Annotated in this window: 19 protein-coding genes; 11 read left to right on the top strand and 8 right to left on the bottom strand. The window is 39.7% G+C overall.

From position 1 onward, the window contains the following. Positions 1–12: 12 nt before the first annotated feature. The 5 genes from A6733_RS02525 to lpdA form a co-directional block, all read right to left on the bottom strand. The gene (locus A6733_RS02525; protein WP_092400971.1) at positions 13–999 is read right to left on the bottom strand and encodes an L-threonylcarbamoyladenylate synthase; all 987 of its coding nucleotides are present in this window, start codon (positions 997–999) and stop codon (positions 13–15) included. Next, complete coding sequence (locus A6733_RS02530; RefSeq protein ID WP_092400968.1) at positions 996–2,129, bottom strand: 5-(carboxyamino)imidazole ribonucleotide synthase; 1,134 nt, start codon at positions 2,127–2,129, stop codon at positions 996–998. The genes A6733_RS02525 and A6733_RS02530 overlap by 4 nt, the downstream gene beginning before the upstream one ends. 25 nt (positions 2,130–2,154) lie before the next feature. Then, complete coding sequence (gene purE, locus A6733_RS02535) at positions 2,155–2,658, bottom strand: 5-(carboxyamino)imidazole ribonucleotide mutase (RefSeq protein WP_092400965.1); 504 nt, start codon at positions 2,656–2,658, stop codon at positions 2,155–2,157. Then, positions 2,651–3,490 (bottom strand): bifunctional 5,10-methylenetetrahydrofolate dehydrogenase/5,10-methenyltetrahydrofolate cyclohydrolase, encoded by an 840-nt coding sequence (locus tag A6733_RS02540; RefSeq protein ID WP_092400963.1) that lies wholly within the window; start codon positions 3,488–3,490, stop codon positions 2,651–2,653. Before A6733_RS02540 ends, purE begins: the two co-directional genes overlap by 8 nt. Positions 3,491–3,577: 87 nt before the next feature. Further along, positions 3,578–5,314 carry a dihydrolipoyl dehydrogenase gene (lpdA, locus tag A6733_RS02545; protein WP_092400960.1) on the bottom strand — a complete coding sequence of 579 codons (1,737 nt, stop codon included), beginning with the start codon at positions 5,312–5,314 and terminating at the stop codon, positions 3,578–3,580. A 154-nt stretch (positions 5,315–5,468) separates the two neighbouring features. Between lpdA and rsxA the strand changes: the two genes are divergently transcribed. The 11 genes from rsxA to A6733_RS02600 all read left to right on the top strand — a co-directional run bounded on the left by rsxA (position 5,469) and on the right by A6733_RS02600 (position 16,439). Then, positions 5,469–6,053 carry an electron transport complex subunit RsxA gene (rsxA, locus tag A6733_RS02550; RefSeq protein WP_092400957.1) on the top strand — a complete coding sequence of 195 codons (585 nt, stop codon included), beginning with the start codon at positions 5,469–5,471 and terminating at the stop codon, positions 6,051–6,053. Continuing rightward, a complete protein-coding gene (rsxB, locus tag A6733_RS02555) occupies positions 6,050–6,607 on the top strand; it encodes an electron transport complex subunit RsxB (RefSeq protein WP_092400954.1) in 558 nt (185 codons plus the stop codon). The genes rsxA and rsxB overlap by 4 nt, the downstream gene beginning before the upstream one ends. A gap of 4 nt (positions 6,608–6,611) precedes the next feature. After that, complete coding sequence (gene rsxC / locus A6733_RS02560; RefSeq protein ID WP_092400951.1) at positions 6,612–8,135, top strand: electron transport complex subunit RsxC; 1,524 nt, start codon at positions 6,612–6,614, stop codon at positions 8,133–8,135. An 11-nt stretch (positions 8,136–8,146) separates the two neighbouring features. Then, complete coding sequence (locus A6733_RS02565; RefSeq protein ID WP_092400948.1) at positions 8,147–9,151, top strand: RnfABCDGE type electron transport complex subunit D; 1,005 nt, start codon at positions 8,147–8,149, stop codon at positions 9,149–9,151. Further along, on the top strand, positions 9,148–9,786 hold the full coding sequence (locus tag A6733_RS02570) for an RnfABCDGE type electron transport complex subunit G (RefSeq protein ID WP_092400945.1): 639 nt from the start codon (positions 9,148–9,150) through the stop codon (positions 9,784–9,786). The genes A6733_RS02565 and A6733_RS02570 overlap by 4 nt, the downstream gene beginning before the upstream one ends. A gap of 1 nt (position 9,787) precedes the next feature. Further along, positions 9,788–10,429, top strand: a complete 642-nt coding sequence (rsxE, locus tag A6733_RS02575) for an electron transport complex subunit RsxE (protein ID WP_175330465.1) — start codon at positions 9,788–9,790, stop codon at positions 10,427–10,429. Next, entirely contained in the window at positions 10,422–11,057 is a 636-nt protein-coding gene (gene nth / locus A6733_RS02580; RefSeq protein ID WP_092400939.1) for an endonuclease III, read from the top strand. Before rsxE ends, nth begins: the two co-directional genes overlap by 8 nt. A gap of 45 nt (positions 11,058–11,102) precedes the next feature. Further along, positions 11,103–11,864, top strand: coding sequence for a peroxide stress protein YaaA (gene yaaA / locus A6733_RS02585; protein WP_176695531.1), 762 nt, complete (start codon positions 11,103–11,105; stop codon positions 11,862–11,864). A 24-nt stretch (positions 11,865–11,888) separates the two neighbouring features. Beyond that, positions 11,889–13,028, top strand: a complete 1,140-nt coding sequence (locus A6733_RS02590) for a M14 family metallopeptidase (protein WP_092400934.1) — start codon at positions 11,889–11,891, stop codon at positions 13,026–13,028. Positions 13,029–13,182: 154 nt separating this feature from the next. Continuing rightward, positions 13,183–13,731, top strand: coding sequence for a hypothetical protein (locus tag A6733_RS02595; protein WP_092400931.1), 549 nt, complete (start codon positions 13,183–13,185; stop codon positions 13,729–13,731). A 395-nt stretch (positions 13,732–14,126) separates the two neighbouring features. Beyond that, complete coding sequence (locus A6733_RS02600; RefSeq protein WP_092460356.1) at positions 14,127–16,439, top strand: hypothetical protein; 2,313 nt, start codon at positions 14,127–14,129, stop codon at positions 16,437–16,439. A 44-nt stretch (positions 16,440–16,483) separates the two neighbouring features. Here A6733_RS02600 and A6733_RS02605 read toward each other — a convergent pair whose 3' ends face one another. From A6733_RS02605 to ileS, 3 genes are read right to left on the bottom strand one after another with little or no spacing between them, the layout of a single operon-like run. Continuing rightward, the gene (locus A6733_RS02605; RefSeq protein WP_092401940.1) at positions 16,484–16,909 is read right to left on the bottom strand and encodes an FKBP-type peptidyl-prolyl cis-trans isomerase; all 426 of its coding nucleotides are present in this window, start codon (positions 16,907–16,909) and stop codon (positions 16,484–16,486) included. After that, entirely contained in the window at positions 16,896–17,378 is a 483-nt protein-coding gene (gene lspA / locus A6733_RS02610; RefSeq protein WP_176695530.1) for a signal peptidase II, read from the bottom strand. Before lspA ends, A6733_RS02605 begins: the two co-directional genes overlap by 14 nt. Further along, the gene (gene ileS / locus A6733_RS02615; protein ID WP_092411204.1) at positions 17,371–20,172 is read right to left on the bottom strand and encodes an isoleucine--tRNA ligase; all 2,802 of its coding nucleotides are present in this window, start codon (positions 20,170–20,172) and stop codon (positions 17,371–17,373) included. The genes lspA and ileS overlap by 8 nt, the downstream gene beginning before the upstream one ends. Positions 20,173–20,202: the final 30 nt, after the last annotated feature.

A 20,202-nucleotide genomic window follows, 5' to 3' on the forward strand; every position in this document is an offset into this window, starting at 1 on the left:
GTTACTCAAAAATCATGTCTTGGGGTATTTGTTTGATCCACAAGCAGCCTTAGTTAACCTATCAATAATATGACACCACGATATGTCAGATGGAGGCATCTCAACAACTATAGCACTAACCAGCTTTTCAAAAAACCGCAACCTCTCATATAGCCTACAACCATAAGGCACTGCCAAATCTGGCATTCGAGTCCAGTAAATATCAGTCAAATCCTGTGGCATAAAAGCAGTCCTAGCCAAAACACCAACCGGGCCACGCTTGCGTAGATCATCTAAAAGATCATAAAAATCATCCATATCTACCAAAAAAAGCGGCACAGAAGGCGCATAGTGAGAAGATAAAGTACCAGGAGCCTCATACTTTGCAACAGGACTACTTTCAGGTTGCAGGCCACAAACCATCTCCATAGCATCAGCTGATATATGTCCCTTCCTCAAAATCCTAGGCATGGAACCTGAACAATCAACTATAGTAGACTCCACACCGTACGAACAGTATCCACCATCCAAAATACCAGCTATAGAGCAACCAAAATCATCAAACACGTGCGATGGCAAAGTAGCACTTACGCGCCCAAAAAGATTTGCCGAAGGGGCAACTACACCAAAACACTCCCTTTCCTTCAGCCGATCTAACAAGGACGTAGTAAGCGAATGTCTTGGAACGCGAATAGCAACTGTATCCCGGCCAGCAACAACTGACGACAAAACAGATTTAGATTTTCTTAAAACTATTGTCAAAGGACCAGGCCAATATGCCCTGCACAAAGACTCTACATAGGAATGATCTATAAACGCCCAGTGAAATATATCTTCAAAGGAATGAACATGAATTATAAGCGGATGAGATAAGGGCCTGCCTTTAACCGAAAACACTCTATTTACAGACGAATCATTACTAGCATCCGCCGCCAGTCCGTACACTGTCTCTGTAGGAATAGCAACTACCTCACCACTCAACAAAAACTGGGCTGCACTCTCAACTGTAAGTAAGTTCATCGATCCTCTAAATTATAAAAATCCCGATAAAACTCAATAGAAGCATCAAGTATATACTCAGGTACACCTGACCAAGTCACGTGACCCATCTTCCTTCCTGGACGAGCATCATACTTTCCATAAATATACAATCTTCCACCACTATTCAAAAGAGATGACCAATCAGGAACTCCATTGGAAAATCCATCACCCAACAAATTAACCATTGCTGCATCATTGAGCTTCCTAGGCTGAAAAACCTCCAAACCACATAAAATCTTTTGCTGACAATCAAATTGCGAGTATGACATAGCATCCATTGTATAGTGCCCGGTATTATGTGGTCGTGGCGCCATTTCATTGACATATAACTTACTTCGATCATAAAAAAATTCTATAGACAAAACACCAACGTAGTAAAGCCTTTGTGCAATTAAAGAAGCAATATGGCACAATTGATCGGTAACATCATTGTCTATGTTACAAATGGTTGATGAGTAACATAAAATACCGCCACGGTGTAGGTTCCTAGTCACCGGAAACAATACAACCTGTCCACTATCTAACCTGCCAGTCACAACTGAAAACTCAATCATTTCAGACGATAGCCGCTTTTCCAGCACACACTCAACCCCAAGCGACAGCCAAGCCTCCAACAACGCACTAGAATCAAGGACCGTAAACTGGCCACGTCCGTCGTACCCCATCCTAGCTGTTTTTAAAATAGCCGGAAACATGCTGGAAGGTACTAAACGACAATCTTCTTCAGAAGATATTTCACAATAATCTACTACTGGAAATCCATTGCTTTTAAGGAAAGATTTTTCCAAAATCCTATTACTACAAATTTCAACTGCGTTAGCAGAAGGAGAAACTCGCAACTTTGAAGATAGTGAAGATAGTAGCAAAGAAGGCACATTCTCAAATTCAATAGTAGCCGCCTTACATAAATTAGAAAATTCCTTGAATGCATCGCTACTATCATATGGCAAACAAATATGAACATCGGAATCCATCCGCGCCGGACACATAGGATCTGGGTCCCAAACAACTGTCCTATACCCCTGCCTGCGTGCTGATTGCAAAAAGAAACGACCCAACTGGCCACCACCTAGTACCCCAACAGCAGCTGGAGGAAATATAACTGACATAACTAACTATCACTTATGCTCAAAATTAACTATCACTTACACTCAAATTAGACTGCTCAATTACTGAAAGACGTTGACGTTCACGAAAATCATGCAACTTAACACCAAGCTCATTGTCACCTATACTCAAAATTGAAACAGCAAATAATGCTGCATTAATCGCCCCTGGTTTACCTATTGAAAATGTAGCAACAGGTACACCATTTGGCATCTGAACTATGGAGTACAAAGAATCAAGTCCTTGCAAATATGAAGATGGAATTGGAACTCCTAGAACAGGTATATCCGTTTTGGCAGACAGCATACCAGGAAGATGAGCAGCACCACCCGCTCCAGCAATTATCACCTTCACCCCACTAGAACGTGCAGAATCAGCAAAAGAAAATAGCTCATTAGGTGTACGGTGAGCTGATATAACCCGCGCCTTGCATGACACCCCAAAATCATCCAGCGTAGCAACCGAAAAACGCATCACCTCCCAATCTGACCTTGATCCCATCAAAACAGCAACAGAGACCTCTTCAACCATACAACCTCCCCAGGGAACTAAAAACCGCCTGAAGCGTATTTTTTAGCAACATTGCAATAGTCATAGGACCTATACCACCAGGAACGGGAGTAATATAGGACGCTTTTGGCAAACAGGCCTCGAAATCAACGTCTCCAACAATTTTCCCATCCTCGCCACGATGAATTCCTATATCAACAACCACAGCACCACAAGCAATACTGTCAGAGCCGATAAGATGCGGACAACCAGTAGCAGAGAACAATATGTCAGCGGTACGTGTGATTAAAGGTAAGTCACGTGTTAAGGAATTGCAAACCGTAACTGTTGCCCCCCTCTGCAATAACAACAACGCCAAAGGCTTACCAACAATATTAGAGGCACCAACTACCACACAACGCTTTCCAGATAGGGGGATATTGTAATAATCAAGCAGGTACAAAACACCTCGTGGCGTACACGGCAGAAAACTATGGTGACCCACACTTAACCGTCCAACATTGTACGGATGGAAGCCATCAACGTCCTTATCAGGAGAAATAGACTCAATTATCAGCTGTGTCTGAATAGACTTTGGTAGAGGCAACTGCACCAAGATACCATGAACAGAATTATCTTGATTCAAATCAGATACCACATCCAATAAGACTCTCTGGGATGTTGTATTAGGTAGAGAAATAAACTTGGACCTCATCCCTACCCTTTCACAAACACGCACCTTATGCTTCACATAAATCTGCGAAGCAGGATCATCCCCCACTAACACCACCGCCAAACCAGGTTGGCAAGGAAGGCTTGATACTTCGCAAACTATCTCTTTCTGCAAAAGATCAGATACATAGCGGCCGTCCATGATCTGCCCTTGCCGACAATCTCCCAATTTTCACTCTCCCAAAAACACCCACGCAAGAGACCCAACATAGGATAAGAAAAAGATTACTTAACGAACAACTGGTGGCATGATATCAGTACAAACACCCAATGCCACCTCGGCAGCCATGCCAACTGATTCACATAATGTAGGATGGGGGTGAATGGTACGAGCTAAATCAATTGCCTCAGCACCCATTTCAATTGCCAAACACAATTCTCCCAACAAATCCCCAGCATGCACACCTACTATCCCTGCTCCTATAAGGCGCTTTGTTTTTTTATCAAAAATCAACTTGGTCAAACCATCAGTACGATGCTGGGAAATAGCTCTACCGGAAACAGCCCAAGGGAAGGAAGCAACGTCAACCTCACGCCCTTCCTCACGACAACGAATCTCATTAACTCCAACCCAAGCTATTTCAGGATCAGTATAGGCAACTGACGGAATCTGATAGGCATCAAAAGAAATAGCATGTCCAACAATAGACTCAGCAGCAACATGTCCTTGGTGAGTAGATTTGTGAGCCAACATGGGGTCGCCAATTACATCACCAATAGCATAAATATGATTATAGTTCGTACGCATTTGGTCATCTACTACTACATGCCCTCTACTGTCACACACCAACCCGGGCAAATTCAAAAAATCAGTAGATACTCTGCGACCAACGCAAACTAAAACAACATCGTATGAGTTGGAAAAAGTGCCACTGGAACCTTCAAAAAAAACAGACAAACCACCTTCGTTAAGTACCTTTACTGCAGTAACCTTAGTATTGAGAAACACATCCTTAAAGCGAGGCTGATTAGTACGCAACCAAACATTTCGCAAATCAACATCAATGCCAAATAGTAGATTATTTTGTGACTCTACGATTGAAACACTAGAACCTAGTGCACTGTAAACAGTGGCCATCTCTAATCCAATAACACCACCTCCTATGATTAACAATCGAGCAGGAATACTAGAAAGAGACAAAGCATCTGTAGAATACCAAATACGCGGATCTGGGGGCAAGAATGACAAAGCTACCGGCTCAGAGCCAGTAGCAATAACAGCGGTTTTAAAAGCGTGCCTAATAGAACCTTCGTCCTGTTGAATAATAACGTGATTCAGACCATCAAATTTAGCATCGCCCTGAATAAAGGTAACTTTACGCGCCAACGCCATTCTATGCAGACCCTGCGTAAGTTTAGAGACAACACCATCCTTCCAAGCTCTTAATTTGGCCAAATCAATGGAGGGCTCACCCCAAGAAACTCCGAAAATATTGGCATCTTTAGCCTCCTCCAAACACCGAGCAACATGCAATAAAGCCTTCGATGGAATACAGCCAACATTTAGACACACACCTCCCAATGTGGAGCGCCTATCAACCAGCAAAACACGTTTTCCCTCATCAGCTGCACGAAAAGCAGCAGCGTATCCGCCTGGCCCAGCACCTACAACCAATAAATCAAAAACATTGTCATCATCACTAGAAATTGCGATATGCCCACCGGTATCAGGTGCAATAACCGAATCATCTTTAATGTTTGAATTACTGACACCACAGCCACTTTTATCAACAAGCATAATCGCCATAGTTTGGCCTACAGAAACCTTATCACCAACAGCAACCAACAGTTTATCTATAGCTCCAGAATACGGAGACGGTATTTCGACAGCAGCCTTATCTAACTCTACAATAAAGAGAGTATCACCGACATCTACTGTGTCTCCAACGTTTACCAAGCATTCAATAACACCAGCAGTAGATGCCCCGCTAAGGTCAGGAACTACAATCTCGGTGGATTCCCTCATAAGAACCTCATAATATTACTCAACTTAAAAAAATGTTTTCCCGAACGGCTTTCTCTTATTGATAAAGAACAAAACTTCATTATCATCAGGATAGTGGCCGCAAAGAGATATAATATCGGCCACACAATCAGTAACAACGTGCTAAGGAAAATATGTGCCACATAATTTATCACTTCTAATAACTACTGTCTTGGTAAACAACGTTATCCTAAGCCAAATACTGGGCCTATGTCCGTTCTTAGGACTATCAAGGAAGTGGGATAGTGCCATAGGAATGGGGGCAGCAACCAGTTTTGTCCTAACAATAGGGTGCGGTACCTCCTACATGATAGATCGTTATATCCTTATTCCACATCATGTGGAATTTTTGCGCATCCTGTCGTTCATAGTAGTAATTGCAGGGATAGTACAGTTAACAGAAAGAATAATACAGGCAGTTAGTCCTCTGCTGTATAGGGTCTTGGGAATATATCTGCCACTAATTACAACAAACTGTGCTGTCCTTGGTATTCCACTAATAAATAGTGGAATGAAGCATAACTTATCTGAATCTCTAATTTTTGGATTTGGCAATGCCATAGGATTTACCTTGGTACTAATTCTTTTTAGTAGCATAAGAGAAAGGTTGGGAGCAGCTGATGTACCGGTAATTTTTCGCGGCAATGCCATAGCACTTATGACTGCTGGACTAATGGGAGTTGCATTTAGCGGATTTAATGGATTGGTAAAGCTATCATGACCATTATCACTCCGGTTGTAATAATGGCTGGAATAGTAGGATGCATAGCAATATTGCTAAGCGTTATTCAAGAAATTGTAAAGAAAAAAGAGACTTCCATAGTCGATGAAATAGACGCAATCTTGCCACAAACTCAATGCGGTCAATGTGGATACCCAGGATGCCGTCCATACGCAGAAGCCATTGCTGCTGGAAAAGCAGAAATAAATCAATGCCCCCCAGGCGGAGATGATTGCATTAAGAAACTAGCTGAATTACTCAACCGTGATGTTAAGGAGCTCGATGAATCCCACGGCAAAGCCAAACCTAAATCAGTTGCTATCATAGACGAATCCATATGTATTGGCTGCACACTTTGCATTCAAGCATGTCCGGTTGATGCCATAATAGGAGCAGCAAAACAGAACCATACAGTTGTCAGGGAATATTGCACCGGTTGCGAATTGTGCATTAATCCATGTCCAGTTGATTGCATAGAAATGGTTTCAATACAAGAAAACCTAGGACAGTGGAAACGCAAGTACCCGGTTATACCGGTACACCTGAGGAGATAAGCGAGTGAAACCACCGTTCGACTTTTTTGGGGGACTATTTTTCCAGGATAATAATAAGCATAAATCCAGTAATGATCCTATTGCTACACTACCTATACCCAAAACCCTGGTAATACCTCTTCAGCAGCATGCAGGAAGCCCGTGCAGACCAACAGTAGAAGTAGGCAAACATGTAAAACGTGATGAGATAATAGGATATTCAGGGCAGGATATATCAGTAGGCGTACACGCCAGCACATCAGGGACTATAAAGTCAATACAAAACAGTCCTATAGCACATCCATCTGGCATAAAACACATATGCATGGTGCTAGATAGCGATGGTCTAGACGAAGGAGCGCCCCCTACTCCTTTGGACTGGGAAAAATATTCACTTAATGAAGTACTTCTTCACCTTCAGCGCATGGGGATAGCAGGACTAGGAGGTGGAGCCTTCCCATCCCACGTTAAAATGAAGAGTAAAATACACACTCTAGTAATAAACTGCGCTGAGTGTGAGCCGTACATCACCTGCGACGATATTCTAACTAGGGAGGAGGCAATTGGAATTTTAGAAGGTGCCGATATAGTACATAGGCTTCTAAACTCAAAAACACTTCTATTAGGAATAGAAGACAATAAACCAGAGGCCCTAGACGCTTTAAAGAAAGCCAAACTGCAATTATCTTCTCCTGTTGAAATCATTGTCACACCTACAAAATATCCTACTGGTGCTGCTAAACAATTAATTAAGTGTCTAACCAATGTAGAAATTCCACATGGAAAACATACCACTGAATATGGCTTTCAGTGCTTCAATGTTGCCACTCTACTAGCTATACGTAATGCCTTAGTAGATGGTACAGCACTTACGGAGCGTATAGTTACAATCTCAGGAAATGTATCCCAGGGTAAAAATTACAGGGTTCGCCTCGGCACTACAATAAGAGATCTACTGTTGCATCATAACGACAAATTGAATTGTCAAAACGTCATAATCGGTGGTCCGCTCATGGGATTTTATGTAGACGACTTAGATAGCGCCGTTATAAAATCAACGAACTGCATTCTAATTCCGCATAGTAGTTGGAATGATGTTCCAGAGGAAATGCCGTGCATACGCTGTGGGGCGTGCGCACCAGTTTGTCCGGCAAAATTACAGCCTCACGAACTATATTGGTTCGCACGAGGACATCAGTTGGAAAAAGCACAGGATTATAATCTTTTTGATTGCATAGAGTGTGGTTGCTGTAGCTACGTTTGCCCTAGTCATATTCCACTTGTACAATACTACCAATATGCTAAGGATGAAATACGCTCTCAACAAGTTGAAAAAAATTTGGCGCAAGAAGCCAAAATTCGGTTTGAATTTCGCGAAGAGCGTAAGAAACGTTATGAGGAAGAAAGAGTTAAACGTATATCAGAACAAAACAGGGAACGTGCACAAATGTCTGATGAAGAGAAAAGAGCTGTTATCATGGCTGCTGTTAAAAAGAAGGAAGAAAAAATGGCCGCTCGTGAAAAATCTCCACCAACAAATTCTTCTTAGTACAAGCACATATGTTTCCCCCGTTTATTAGGACTGATAGATCTGTACGCAGCGTGATGGCAAGTGTGCTTCTTGCTCTGTTACCAAGTGTGGCTGTGTACTTTTTCCTATTCGGACCCCCTATAATAATAAGCTTAGGAATATGCACAGTAAGCTGTTTACTAGCTGAGTGGGTCAGCTTGCTGCTAAGAAAAAAAACCGTGATTATGTTCCTCAGTGACGGATCTGCTGTAGTTACTGCGTGGCTAATTGCACTTTCGTTTCCTCCAATATCGCCTTGGTGGATGTTGGTTATAGCTAGCATTACAGCTATAGCCATCACAAAGCATTTGTACGGAGGATTAGGCAACAATATATTTAATCCTGCCATGATGGCATATGCCATATGCTTGCTGTGCTATCCACAATTTATGACTAAATGGGTTGCTGTTCAAGCAAAGTTATCCTGGTCAGAGGCTTGGTCGCTTATTGTTCAACAAAAATTAAACTTTTCCGGCCTAACTCAAGGTACTGTGTTGGACACTGTAAGAACTGGTCTGACCTCAAAAATGATGACCCTTAAACAAATTAAGGATCTATCACCGCAAAATTTCGGTCAATGGGGGTCTCCTGGGTATGAGTGGGTATCAGCATCATATTGTGTGGGGGGAGTACTCCTTTGGTATCTTCGTATTATCACTTGGCATATGCCAATACCTTTCATATTTACTTTATCTGTGTTGAGTCTTACAGGACATATAGTTGATCCTAATCGTTTTGTAGGAATTATACCTGAGCTTTTGTCAGGTGGAACTATGTTAGCAGCTTGGTTCATAATTACGGACCCAGTATCTGGAGCTACTACAACTCGTGGAAAAGTTATATTCTCTGTAGGCATAGCATTACTTACATTTATCATAAGACATTTAGGGGGTTATCCAGATGGCATTGCATTTGCGGTAATTTTGCTTAATTCATGCGTGCCTGTTATAGACAGGTACACACAGCCTGCTGTTTTCGGTAGGGGGAAAAAATGAGCAAAATTCGTACCCTAGTAACTACCATAACCACAATGACAAGCTTTGGTGCCATATTCACTCTAATAATGTCCAGTGTATATTATTGGTCTGCACCAAAAATAGAACTTAATAAGCAACAAGTAACACGATCACTACTTCGTGATTTGATGCAAGGCATTACAAGTGACAATGATCCCATTAAAAATGCCTATCAAAGTCCTCCGATACAGGAGTTGGGAATGAAAAATCCTCAAATGATTTACCCGGTTTTTCTAAAAAAAAAACCACATGCAGTAATCTTTTCAATTTGCGCACCTGATGGTTACGGTGGTCCGATATATGCAATGCTAGCTGTAGATTATGAAGGCAAAGTTCTTGGCATCCGTGTATTATCACACAAAGAAACACCGGGCCTAGGTGATTATATAGATGGACAGCACGGCGCTTTTTCTTATCAATGGCTCCGTCAGTTTCGGAAAAAACAGTTTTCTTTAGATTCAAATAAAGAGTGGGCGGTAAAGAAAGATGGTGGAGTATTCACCTACATGACTGGGGCTACCATAAGCCCGCGTGCACTTATAAAGGCAGTCTCCAAAGCTCTTGAATACTATGTTAAGCATCGCAACAAATTTTATCCTAAGGAAAAAAAATAGTATGGATAGGGAGCCTGGGTTTTCAGAAATAGCCTACAAGGGAATTTGGGAGAATAACCCGGCCATTGTACAGTTATTAGGGATGTGCCCCCTTCTAGCTGTATCAACATCTGTTGTCAATGGGGCAAGCCTTGGTATTGCAACGGTGGTTGTAATGACCATAGCCAGCGGTGCTGTTTCAGCATTACGTGGACTAATACCTAAAAATATGCGTTTACCATTATTTATGCTAATAGTTGCCTCATTAGTAACCGCCGTTGATCTAACTTGGAATGCTTATTTTCACCATATATATGGAATAATTGGAATTTACGTACCATTAATTGTAACTAACTGCATTGTTCTAGCTAGAATAGAGAGCTTCGCGTACAAACACTCATTTTTTCGTGGTGCTTTTGACGGTTTCATGATGGGGATAGGAGGAGCTATTGGTCTTACTATCCTTGGTGGTTTAAGGGAAATCATTGGTAGCGGTACTGTAGGACAGGGCATAGAGTGGATCATACCTGGTTGGAGTCCCATATACGTTTTACCTGTGGGATACCGGGGACTGATATTGGCTAAAACGCCGGCAGGTGCTTTTATAGGTTTAAGCTTTATGATAGCCTTTTACCAATGGCTTCGCGGGGTCCGCGATGAGTGATGAGGAGCGCGCAGAGATTTTTGAGCGCTTTAAGAAGGATAGGCCTGAACCGACTACGGAACTGGTGTATGAGGGCGGGTATCAGCTTCTGGTTGCTGTTATTTTGTCTGCGCAGGCTACTGATAAAAGTGTAAATAATGTAACTGCAAACTTGTTTAAGGTTGCTCCATCCCCGCATAGCATGGTGGCTATGGGTAAAGAGAAGCTATCAGAGTTTATACGGACCGTAGGACTATATAGAAATAAGGCCAGCAACATAATTAGAGCTTCTGAAAAACTCATAAAAGACCATGGGGGAGACGTTCCGAGTTCATATGATGAACTGGTTGCGTTGCCTGGAGTGGGAAGAAAAACAGCACAGGTCGTACTGAACACACTTTTTAACCATCCGGTAATCGCGGTTGATACCCATGTGTTCAGGGTTTCCAATCGTACTGGAATAGCCAGCAGCAAGAACGTTGCTGATATGGATAAGAAGATTAACAAAGCAGTTCCGATAAAGTATAAAAAGTACGCTCACCATTGGCTTATACTTCACGGTAGGTACACATGTAGATCACAAAAACCACTATGCGGAAGGTGCATAATAATGGACCTATGTGAATATCAAAATAAAAATCTGGACTAATATTATGAATGTAAAAACTTACTTGGTATGTATTATGGTGTGCCTATGCTAATCGTTCTATCAACATCTAAAACACTCAACACTGCATGTTACTTGGGCGAGAGATGGACGCTACCAAGGCACCTAGATTCATCTGCTAAATTAGCAAAAATGATATCGTCCCTCTCCTTTGTCCAGCTACAAAACACCATGTCACTATCTGACAAACTGACGGAACTCAACTACAAGCGTTACCAGGAGTGGAGTTCTGACCACCTGCCTGAAAACTCCCAGCCTGCTATTTTTACCTATAGTGGTGAGGTATACGAGGGGCTTAATATACAAAGCATCCCCGAGAAAAACTATGCTTGGCTGCAAAAACATGTACGATTATTGTCGGGTCTGTATGGAGTATTAAGGCCATTGGATAGAATACAGCCATACCGCTTGGAGATGAAGACACAATTCAGACAAGAACCAAATGAGCTATATAGCTTTTGGGAAAAGCTAGTACGGGATGATATTAATGAAGATCTAGTAGATATAGCATCGGATATTATTATTAACCTTGCATCTGAGGAGTATTCTCGTGTAACTCGTTTAGTTAAGGCAAAGATTATTCAGCCAATTTTTCAGGACTGGTCTAAGGGATCTTACAAGGTAATAAGCTTTTATGCTAAAAAAGCTCGTGGCATGATGGTAAATTATGCGGCCATAAAACAAATAACCAATCATCTTGATTTACTATCATTTAATATCGGTGGGTACAATTTCTGTCCAGATAAATCTGATGATACGCGTTGGATTTTCCGCAGGCGTATTAAGTAAAACAAGAAACTCATAAGGAATTCTATGATTACGGTGAATAGTGCTTTTGATTCGGGAGCTATTGACATTATAGATGTGTCCGATCCTCTAAATATTAGACTCAATATCCGCCGTGATTTAGCTTCTGAGTTTCGTCAGTGGTTTTGCTTCCGTGTGACAGGAAAGTGCTCTCAGAAGTACGTAATTAGACTTTGTAATCATGGTGACACTAGCTACAAGGATGGATTCAACGACTATAATGCCTTTGTATCAACTGATTATGAAAATTGGGAGAGAGTTCCTTGCCACATAGATGGAAGTAATTTTTGTATAACTTATACATCACCTACCAGCTTTTTCTACATAAGCTACTTTGAGCCGTATACCTGGGAAAGGCACATAAGATTGCTGAGTGTTGCCAACAAATCTGGTATTGCACAAATCGAAACATGGGGAGTAAGCAAGGAGGGAAGGCCTATTGACGCAGTAGTAATTAACTCATCACTCAATATGCAGAGAAAGGTATGGCTTATAGCTCGTCAACATCCGGGGGAAACCATGGCTGAATTCTTTATGGAGGGGTTCATTCACCGCCTGTTGGACACTACAGACAAAGTCTCTTCCGAGCTGAGGAAGTTATGTTCCTTTTACATGGTGCCCAACATGAACCCTGATGGCAGCGTACACGGCAACCTTCGCACCAATTGCTCTGGAAAAAATTTGAACCGAGAGTGGACAAACCCTAGCGCCGATGGCTCTCCTGAAGTTTTGTATGTACGTAACCAAATGCATGAAATAGGTGTGGATTGCTTTTTTGATGTACATGGTGATGAATCTATACCTTATGTTTTTACTGATCCTTGCCTAGATAACTCTGTAGGTAAAAATGATGTGGAAAGAATGAGTAACGATGAACACCATCTATTATCAATGATTGAGAAGCACTGCAGAAATTTTCAATACAAGACTGGTTATGAACATTCACATTATACGGAAGAAGAGATTTTATCTATGGCAAGGGGATATGTGAGTAAGGTATTTTCTTGTCCATCTATAACTATAGAAATGCCCTTTAAGGACCACACTCCTAATAAAAATCCCAAAACAGGGTGGAACGGATGTAGAAGTATTGAACTAGGTAAGGAGTGGGTAGATGGCTTACTTGCTTACTTTAAAGTAGGCTAAATTTTGGTAATATTACCCTGTGTAACAAAATCAGCGTATACGTAAATTAGTTTGTTACATAAACTGGTTACTAATGGGTTACTACAAAGTTGGTCCATAATTGAGGCATATGTCACTATACATAATTAGTGGCAATCTTTGTAGAGAGAAATTTATGCCCCAAAAAATACCCAAAGTCATATGCGTTGATCTTGATGGAACTTTAATCGCGGAAGATGTAGGAAAGATAGCAATCTGCACCTGGTCGCGTATGCCGTTAAAGAAAAGAATGAGCTTTATTCCGTACCTGATTCAAGGCAAGTTGTTTTTCAAATACAAGCTATCGCAAGTGATAAATATAAATCCCAATAATCTCAAATACAACGATAAGTTAGTTAATTGGCTAGCGCAAAAGAAAAAAGAAGGACACACTGTAATTTTAGCAAGTGCTTCACAAAAAAATTATGTGGAAGCTATATTCAATCATATCAATATATTTGATGATTATCATGCTTCAGATGACAAAGTACACCTAATTGGAGTAAACAAGGGAAAGCTACTAGCAGAAAAATATGGTGCCCACAAATTCTTATATTGTGGAAACAGCTGGCTTGATCTTGGAGTATGGCATTATGCCAGCCACGCTGTAATAGTAAATCTACCATTTATTCCAAGAAAAATAATAGAAAAAACTGGTAAAGTGGTGGATGTATTCAACCTGTAGGATAGAAATGTGCATAGATAATGTATAGCATCGCAGCAAAACATACACGACAGCATGTATTTAGGATTGACGATCTATAGATGTAATACAACAGATAAATCGAAACGAAGGAAGCATCTACTCTACAAAATTTGATTAAGGGAAAAATTCCACCACCTTAAGCAACCGCATGAAAAAGCTTAGCATGGCTCCCGCGATATAGTAGCCAACAGATATTATTATGTATTATGAATAATCAATTATGTGGTATTTATTTTCCCAAAATAATTTAGACCTATGGTCGATTATGTACAAAATTAACAAACATGATAGCAATTTGTACAGACTATTTTTACTTGCGATCATAAGACACTACAGTGATAAACTGATCACATTGTGTTGTTACGGTGGTTTATATGAATGTAGGTGATACGTGCCCTGACTTAGATTTACTTGATAACGATCTTGATTGGCCTACTGTAGGTAATAGAGGCGAAGAAAATGAACAAAGTATAACTACGGCGTTAATGCAAGAACAAAGAGAAGAAAACTACATTCCATCATATTCACCAATTAATGAGTATAGATCAACAATAGATGAATCTGAACTTAGCACTGAGCTTCTAACATTGGGTGATGATAATTTTTATCTATCCCCACAGCTTCAGCAAAAATATGTGCCAAGCACTAGCTCAGAATGTGTACCAGGCACTAGCTCAGAAATGAATACTCAACCAGTAAACACATTACCTATATCTGTAAGTAAACAGGAACAACCCATTGGGGGTAAAACCCAATTTATTGGAAATCAAATGAAGACCTTAGATGGTCAAATAAGACTTACTGGCAATTCACTACTACTTATAGGTAATACAATACGACCTATCAGTAATCCAATGCAACTTGTAGGCAATCCAATACTACCCATCAGTAATCAAATAGTGCTTATAGGTAATACAATACGACCTATTGGTAATCCGATGCAACCTACTGTTAATCCGATGCAACCTACTGTTAATCCGATGCAACCTACTGTTAATCCGATACAACCTGCTGTTAATCCGATACAACCTGCTGTTAATCCGATACAACCTGCTGTTAATCCGATACAACCTACTGTTAATCCGATGCAACCTACTGTTAATCCGATACAACCTGCTGTACCAAGTACTAGTAAAGAATCACGATCTCAATTAAAAAAAACACCGCTTCCCATGTCGGCTAATAGTAAACACAGCCATAGATTTACTATGATTAAAACAGCTACACACTCCTTCTCTAAATACCGTGGCCTTAAGATAGATAATGAAACTGGAAATGCCCTTGCTAATTTCGTTGAGTCGTTATCTAATGAGCTAGATGAAGACATCAGATCATCAGTACTTGGGATAAGAAAAACTTACCTAACGTATTTAGCAAACAGAGTGTCCTGGGATACTATTACACTTAGTATAAGGTTTGCAGCAGATGATATAGCATTAAAGCATGCCCTAAGATTCTCACAAAATTATGCCCCAAAAATAAAATCATCACTGTCATCTGCAAAGATATTTGATAATAATAGATATAGGAACATATCTGTGGCAGAAACGAAGCTTGTTTTCTGCACTTTAAGAAGGGACACTGTTATAAAATCAATAAGAGATTTAGAAGCACGAATAATGTCTTTATTGCCTGAGTACAGAGCAGAAAGACCAGTTGATAGCAGTGCACAACACAAAGCTTATAGTACAAACTTGGTGGATGATGCAGATAACAGCAAGCTGCACCTTAATATACCAGAAGAATACAACCTTGTGTCTGAGGACACACTAAAAAAAACATGTCTCTTATTTGCAGTAAATGAAAATCTGGAATCAATGAAAAACTCGACACTACCTAGTGACGTACTTAAATTAGTTAAAAATGTCGATTTTTTAGATAATGTCGCTTCGTGCATAAAAGATCTATTAATTAGAGACATATGTAAAATTAACCTCTGCATAAACTCATCTGCTTTTACAAAGTTGGAATCAATTGATTATGCATTTATAGAACTAGATATGCTAAACAAATCATCAAATTTAGATTATGATAATCCTATATGGGGAAAAATATTTACCGCTGACGTACGTAAAAAATTAGAAGAAATCGTATCTAACAGTATACTTAATACAATACCAGAGTCTAATAACAAAATACTTGAGAATATGGTAAATTTTTTTAGAGATTTAAAATCTAAAAGTCCAGAATTTAATGTTTCAGAAAAAATTGTAAGTTGCATGATGGACAATGTTAAAAAGGGACGCATACTACTGAAGGATTTTTTCTGTACTACCTTAAGAAAAGAGCTAGTATTATCACGTAGATATCACCACAAAATATCTCAAATGCAAGTAAGTATCAAAGAAAAGTATAAAATCTCTCCTGAAATAGCTATTTTATTAGAGATGATATCTAAGTTGTGCTCTAGCGGTAGCACTGAATGTGAAGTAAGAAGTAAAGTTGATAGCAACCTAATTAAGTTCATAAATGTTTCTAGATCATTACTAGAACCAGAATGCAAATCAATACAACTACTACTAAAAAAATCACCGGTTATAGTTAACGGTACCGTGTCACACATTAGTGATTCATACTGCAGTGAAATAACTAATCAAATTATGCTGGACATTATACATACTGAATGGTCGCATGCAAAAAATAAGCTTTATAAAGATTGCATAAAAAGGGCAAACATAAAAAAATAGTTATTATTTGCTATGCAAAGTCTACGTATCTCATAAACTGCACATTACAAAACATCCACAATGTGCACATAAAATTTTATATTTTCCCCAGATAAGGGATGATTAAAATCTACTAAGACACTATCGTCATTAAACTCTACAATCACCCCTGTGACAGACAGTCCCTTATTTTTTATTGAGACAAGGCGGCATTTGTCAATATCATTCTTTGCAATAAAAGACTTTTTAACTGTCTTCAAAAGATCGTCTCTCCTAAAACCAAAAGACTCTCCAGGAGATAAAAAAAACTCCCGCCTATCACCACTAGACAGTCCAATCAAACAATCCTCAAAGAAACTGTTCAACGTACCCTCACCTATCTTAAGGGTAGCGGGCGTAGAAGAAAAATTATCCAATACAATTTCAGCTGTCCTATCAACTTTTATTTGATAAAAAAGGGTAACTAAACTCCCATAATCAATGACTTTCACTAAATCCTCGCTGATTATAGACAATCAGAATAATAGCTCCCAAGGTAATAAAAAAATCAGATACATTAAAAGACGGCCATGACCATTGATGAAAATGCCATTGAATAAAATCTAATACAGCTCCCCTAAAAATACGATCTATAGAATTGCTAACACCTCCTGCTATTATCAAAATAGCTCCTTTTGATCCCCAACCACGCAAATTACCTTTATACATCATAATAAGTAAAAACAAGCTTACTAATAATGTAGCAGCGATAAACAAATAATTTTGCTTGCCATCTTGGTGATTCATAAAACCAAACGCAGCACCATAATTTAGTACTAAATTCCAATTCATATAGTCATTAACATAAACAGGATGATAAAACGAGAGAGAAGAAATAGCCCAATATTTAGTTAACTGATCTGCAAGTACTATCACAAAAAAAATAACCATCAAATTGTAGCTAAATTTTGTACTACGCATAATAGCGCTCCTCTCCACCGCCTTTAATATTGCTAAAACAACGATTACATATGCCTGGAAACTCTTCCGAAACATTTGTCACTTTACACACATGCCAACAGCGAAGACACTTGTTGCCTTTAGCAGATGAAACATCAATACAAAGTACATCACTTTCTGTAGCACGTAATAAATTAACCTCAGCCACCATAAATACAAATCGAAGCTCATTACCAATTGATACAAGCTGCTCATAATCTTCCGCATTTCCCAGAGTAACGATAACACTAGCCTCCCAGGAGGTGGCAAGATTTTCTTTCTCTCGCACTAATTCCATTGCTCTCATAACCTCTACGCGAACTCTCCTAACTGTATCCCATCTGTTACGTAAATTATCAGTACAGGTAAGTACAGGAAGTTGGTGCCACCCATTTAAAAGAATGTAATCGTCGTTATCATTAAGATATTTCCATGCTTCATCTGAGGTAAAACAAAGAATAGGGGCACAAACAGATAACAAAGATCTAGCTATATGGTGGAGTACTGTTTGAACCGAACGACGGGGAGCAGAACTTATATGGCATGAATATAGTCTATCTTTAACAATATCAAGATAAAATGCACCCAAATCATCACTGCAAAACTTGTAAATCGCTCTAACTACAGAAGAAAAATCATAACACTCATAGTAATTCTTAGCGCTAGATAAGAAATCCTCAGTAACCAGCAGCATGTACTTATCTAAATCTAACAAATTATCAATGTGTAAAATATCCTCGTTAACAGCACAATCACTTACATTAGCCAACAAAAAACGCGTGGTATTACGAATACGTCGGTAAATATCAACCGTACTGCTTAAAGTACTGTCAGACAAAGACATTTCACGGGTATAGTCAGTAGACGCAACCCACAGTCTTAAAATGTCAGCACCCTTTGTTTCAATAATTGATTGCGGAGAAATAATATTGCCGCGCGATTTTGACATCTTATAGCCATCAGCATCGACTACAAAGCCGTGTGTAATAAGCTGATTGTACGGTCTTCTTTGGTCCAAAGCACACGATGTTAAAAGAGACGAATGAAACCAACCTCTATGCTGATCAGATCCTTCCAAATACACATCAGCTGGATACTGCAAAATATCTCTGTGCGATCCCCTCAGAACTGTACTATGAGTAACGCCAGAATCAAACCATACATCTACTGTATCCATTAACTTATAGTAATATTTTGCCTCATCACCTAGCCACTCTTCAATAGATACATCTTGCCATATTTCAATACCATTTTTTTCTATGAGTTTGGCAACACGCTCAATAAATTCCTCAGTACGGGGATGAACATCATCAGTATCACGATGCAAAAAAAATGGTAACGGTACACCCCAACGCCTTTGGCGAGACAAACACCAATCAGAACGTGAGGAGACCATGCTACGCAAACGAGAATGTCCGCGAGAAGGGTGAAACTCAATCTTCTCTATCTCACTCAAAGAAAGCGAGCGAATAGTATCACGTGTTCCGGGTAAACTCTTATCCAAACAAATAAACCACTGCGGAGTAGCTCTAAAAATAGTTGGGGTTCTATGGCGCCAACAGTGAGGATAACTATGCTTTATTGAGTGACAAGAAATTAGGGTATTTTTGTTGCGAAGCATGTCTATAACTAATGAATCCGCATCCCGCAAATTTACATCAGCAAAAAATTCCACAGATTTGGAGAAATTACCATCATTTTGTATAAGTATTTTGGGTATTATGCCATTATCCAAACAGACCTTGTAGTCATGCAGACCGTGTGCAGGAGCAGTATGAACAATACCGGTACCGGAATCTGCAGTTACATGATCTCCATACAAAACAGGTACATCTAAATTGTATATGGGATGACAAACTCTCATGCCCTGCAAACAAGATCCAGGCAATATGAGTTCTATAGAAACACTATCTTCGGACCAAGAACAACGAGATACAAACTGGCCTTTTAGATCCTCAGCTACAATCATGTATCCACGAGGAGTACTCAAGAGTAAATAACACATACTCTTGTTAACGCAAATTGCTTGATTAGATGGCAAAGTCCACGGAGTAGTTGTCCAGATCACCACATATACTTGGCTAAATTTAGAACACTTATCCCTTATCTCAATGGGCCATTCCGTAATACTAAGTGCTACATCTATCGATTGTGAAAATTTATCCTCGTATTCAACTTCAGCCTCAGCTAAAGCAGAGGCACAGTCCAAACACCAGTGAACAGGCTTTAAACCCCTAGTTAACAAGCCCTTTTCATAAAGCTTGGATATTATCCTGACTTCGTTTGCCTCTAGAGAAAAATCCATGGTTAAGTATGGATTTTGCCAGTCAGCCAAAACTCCCAAACGAATAAAATCTTTTTTTTGCCTCTCAATTTGAGAGAGCGCATAAGACCTGCATAGTTTAAACAATTCATGGATGGGAAGATCACGGCCATACATTTTTTCAATTTGAATCTCAATTGGCATACCATGACAATCCCAACCTGGAACCAAAACTGCATTGAACCCCGTAATGGTCTTGTATCGAACTATAATATCCTTCAAAATCTTATTTACTGCATGCCCCATATGTATATCGCCGTTAGCATATGGTGGCCCATCATGTAAGACAAAAGGCTTACATGACTTCATTTTATCTCTTAAGCGTGAAACAAACCCGCTCTTCTTTTGGTGTTCTATCCAGATTTCCTCGTTCTTGGATAAATTCGCACGCATAGGAAAGGAAGTGTCAGGCAAATTCAAAGTGTGGCGATACCTATCTGTCTTCTTAGGCATAATTATTTAAAACCTTCAAAAAATATGTTC

The organism is Candidatus Ichthyocystis sparus, assembly GCF_900078745.1.
Lineage (GTDB): Bacteria > Pseudomonadota > Gammaproteobacteria > Burkholderiales > 2013Ark19i > Ichthyocystis > Ichthyocystis sparus.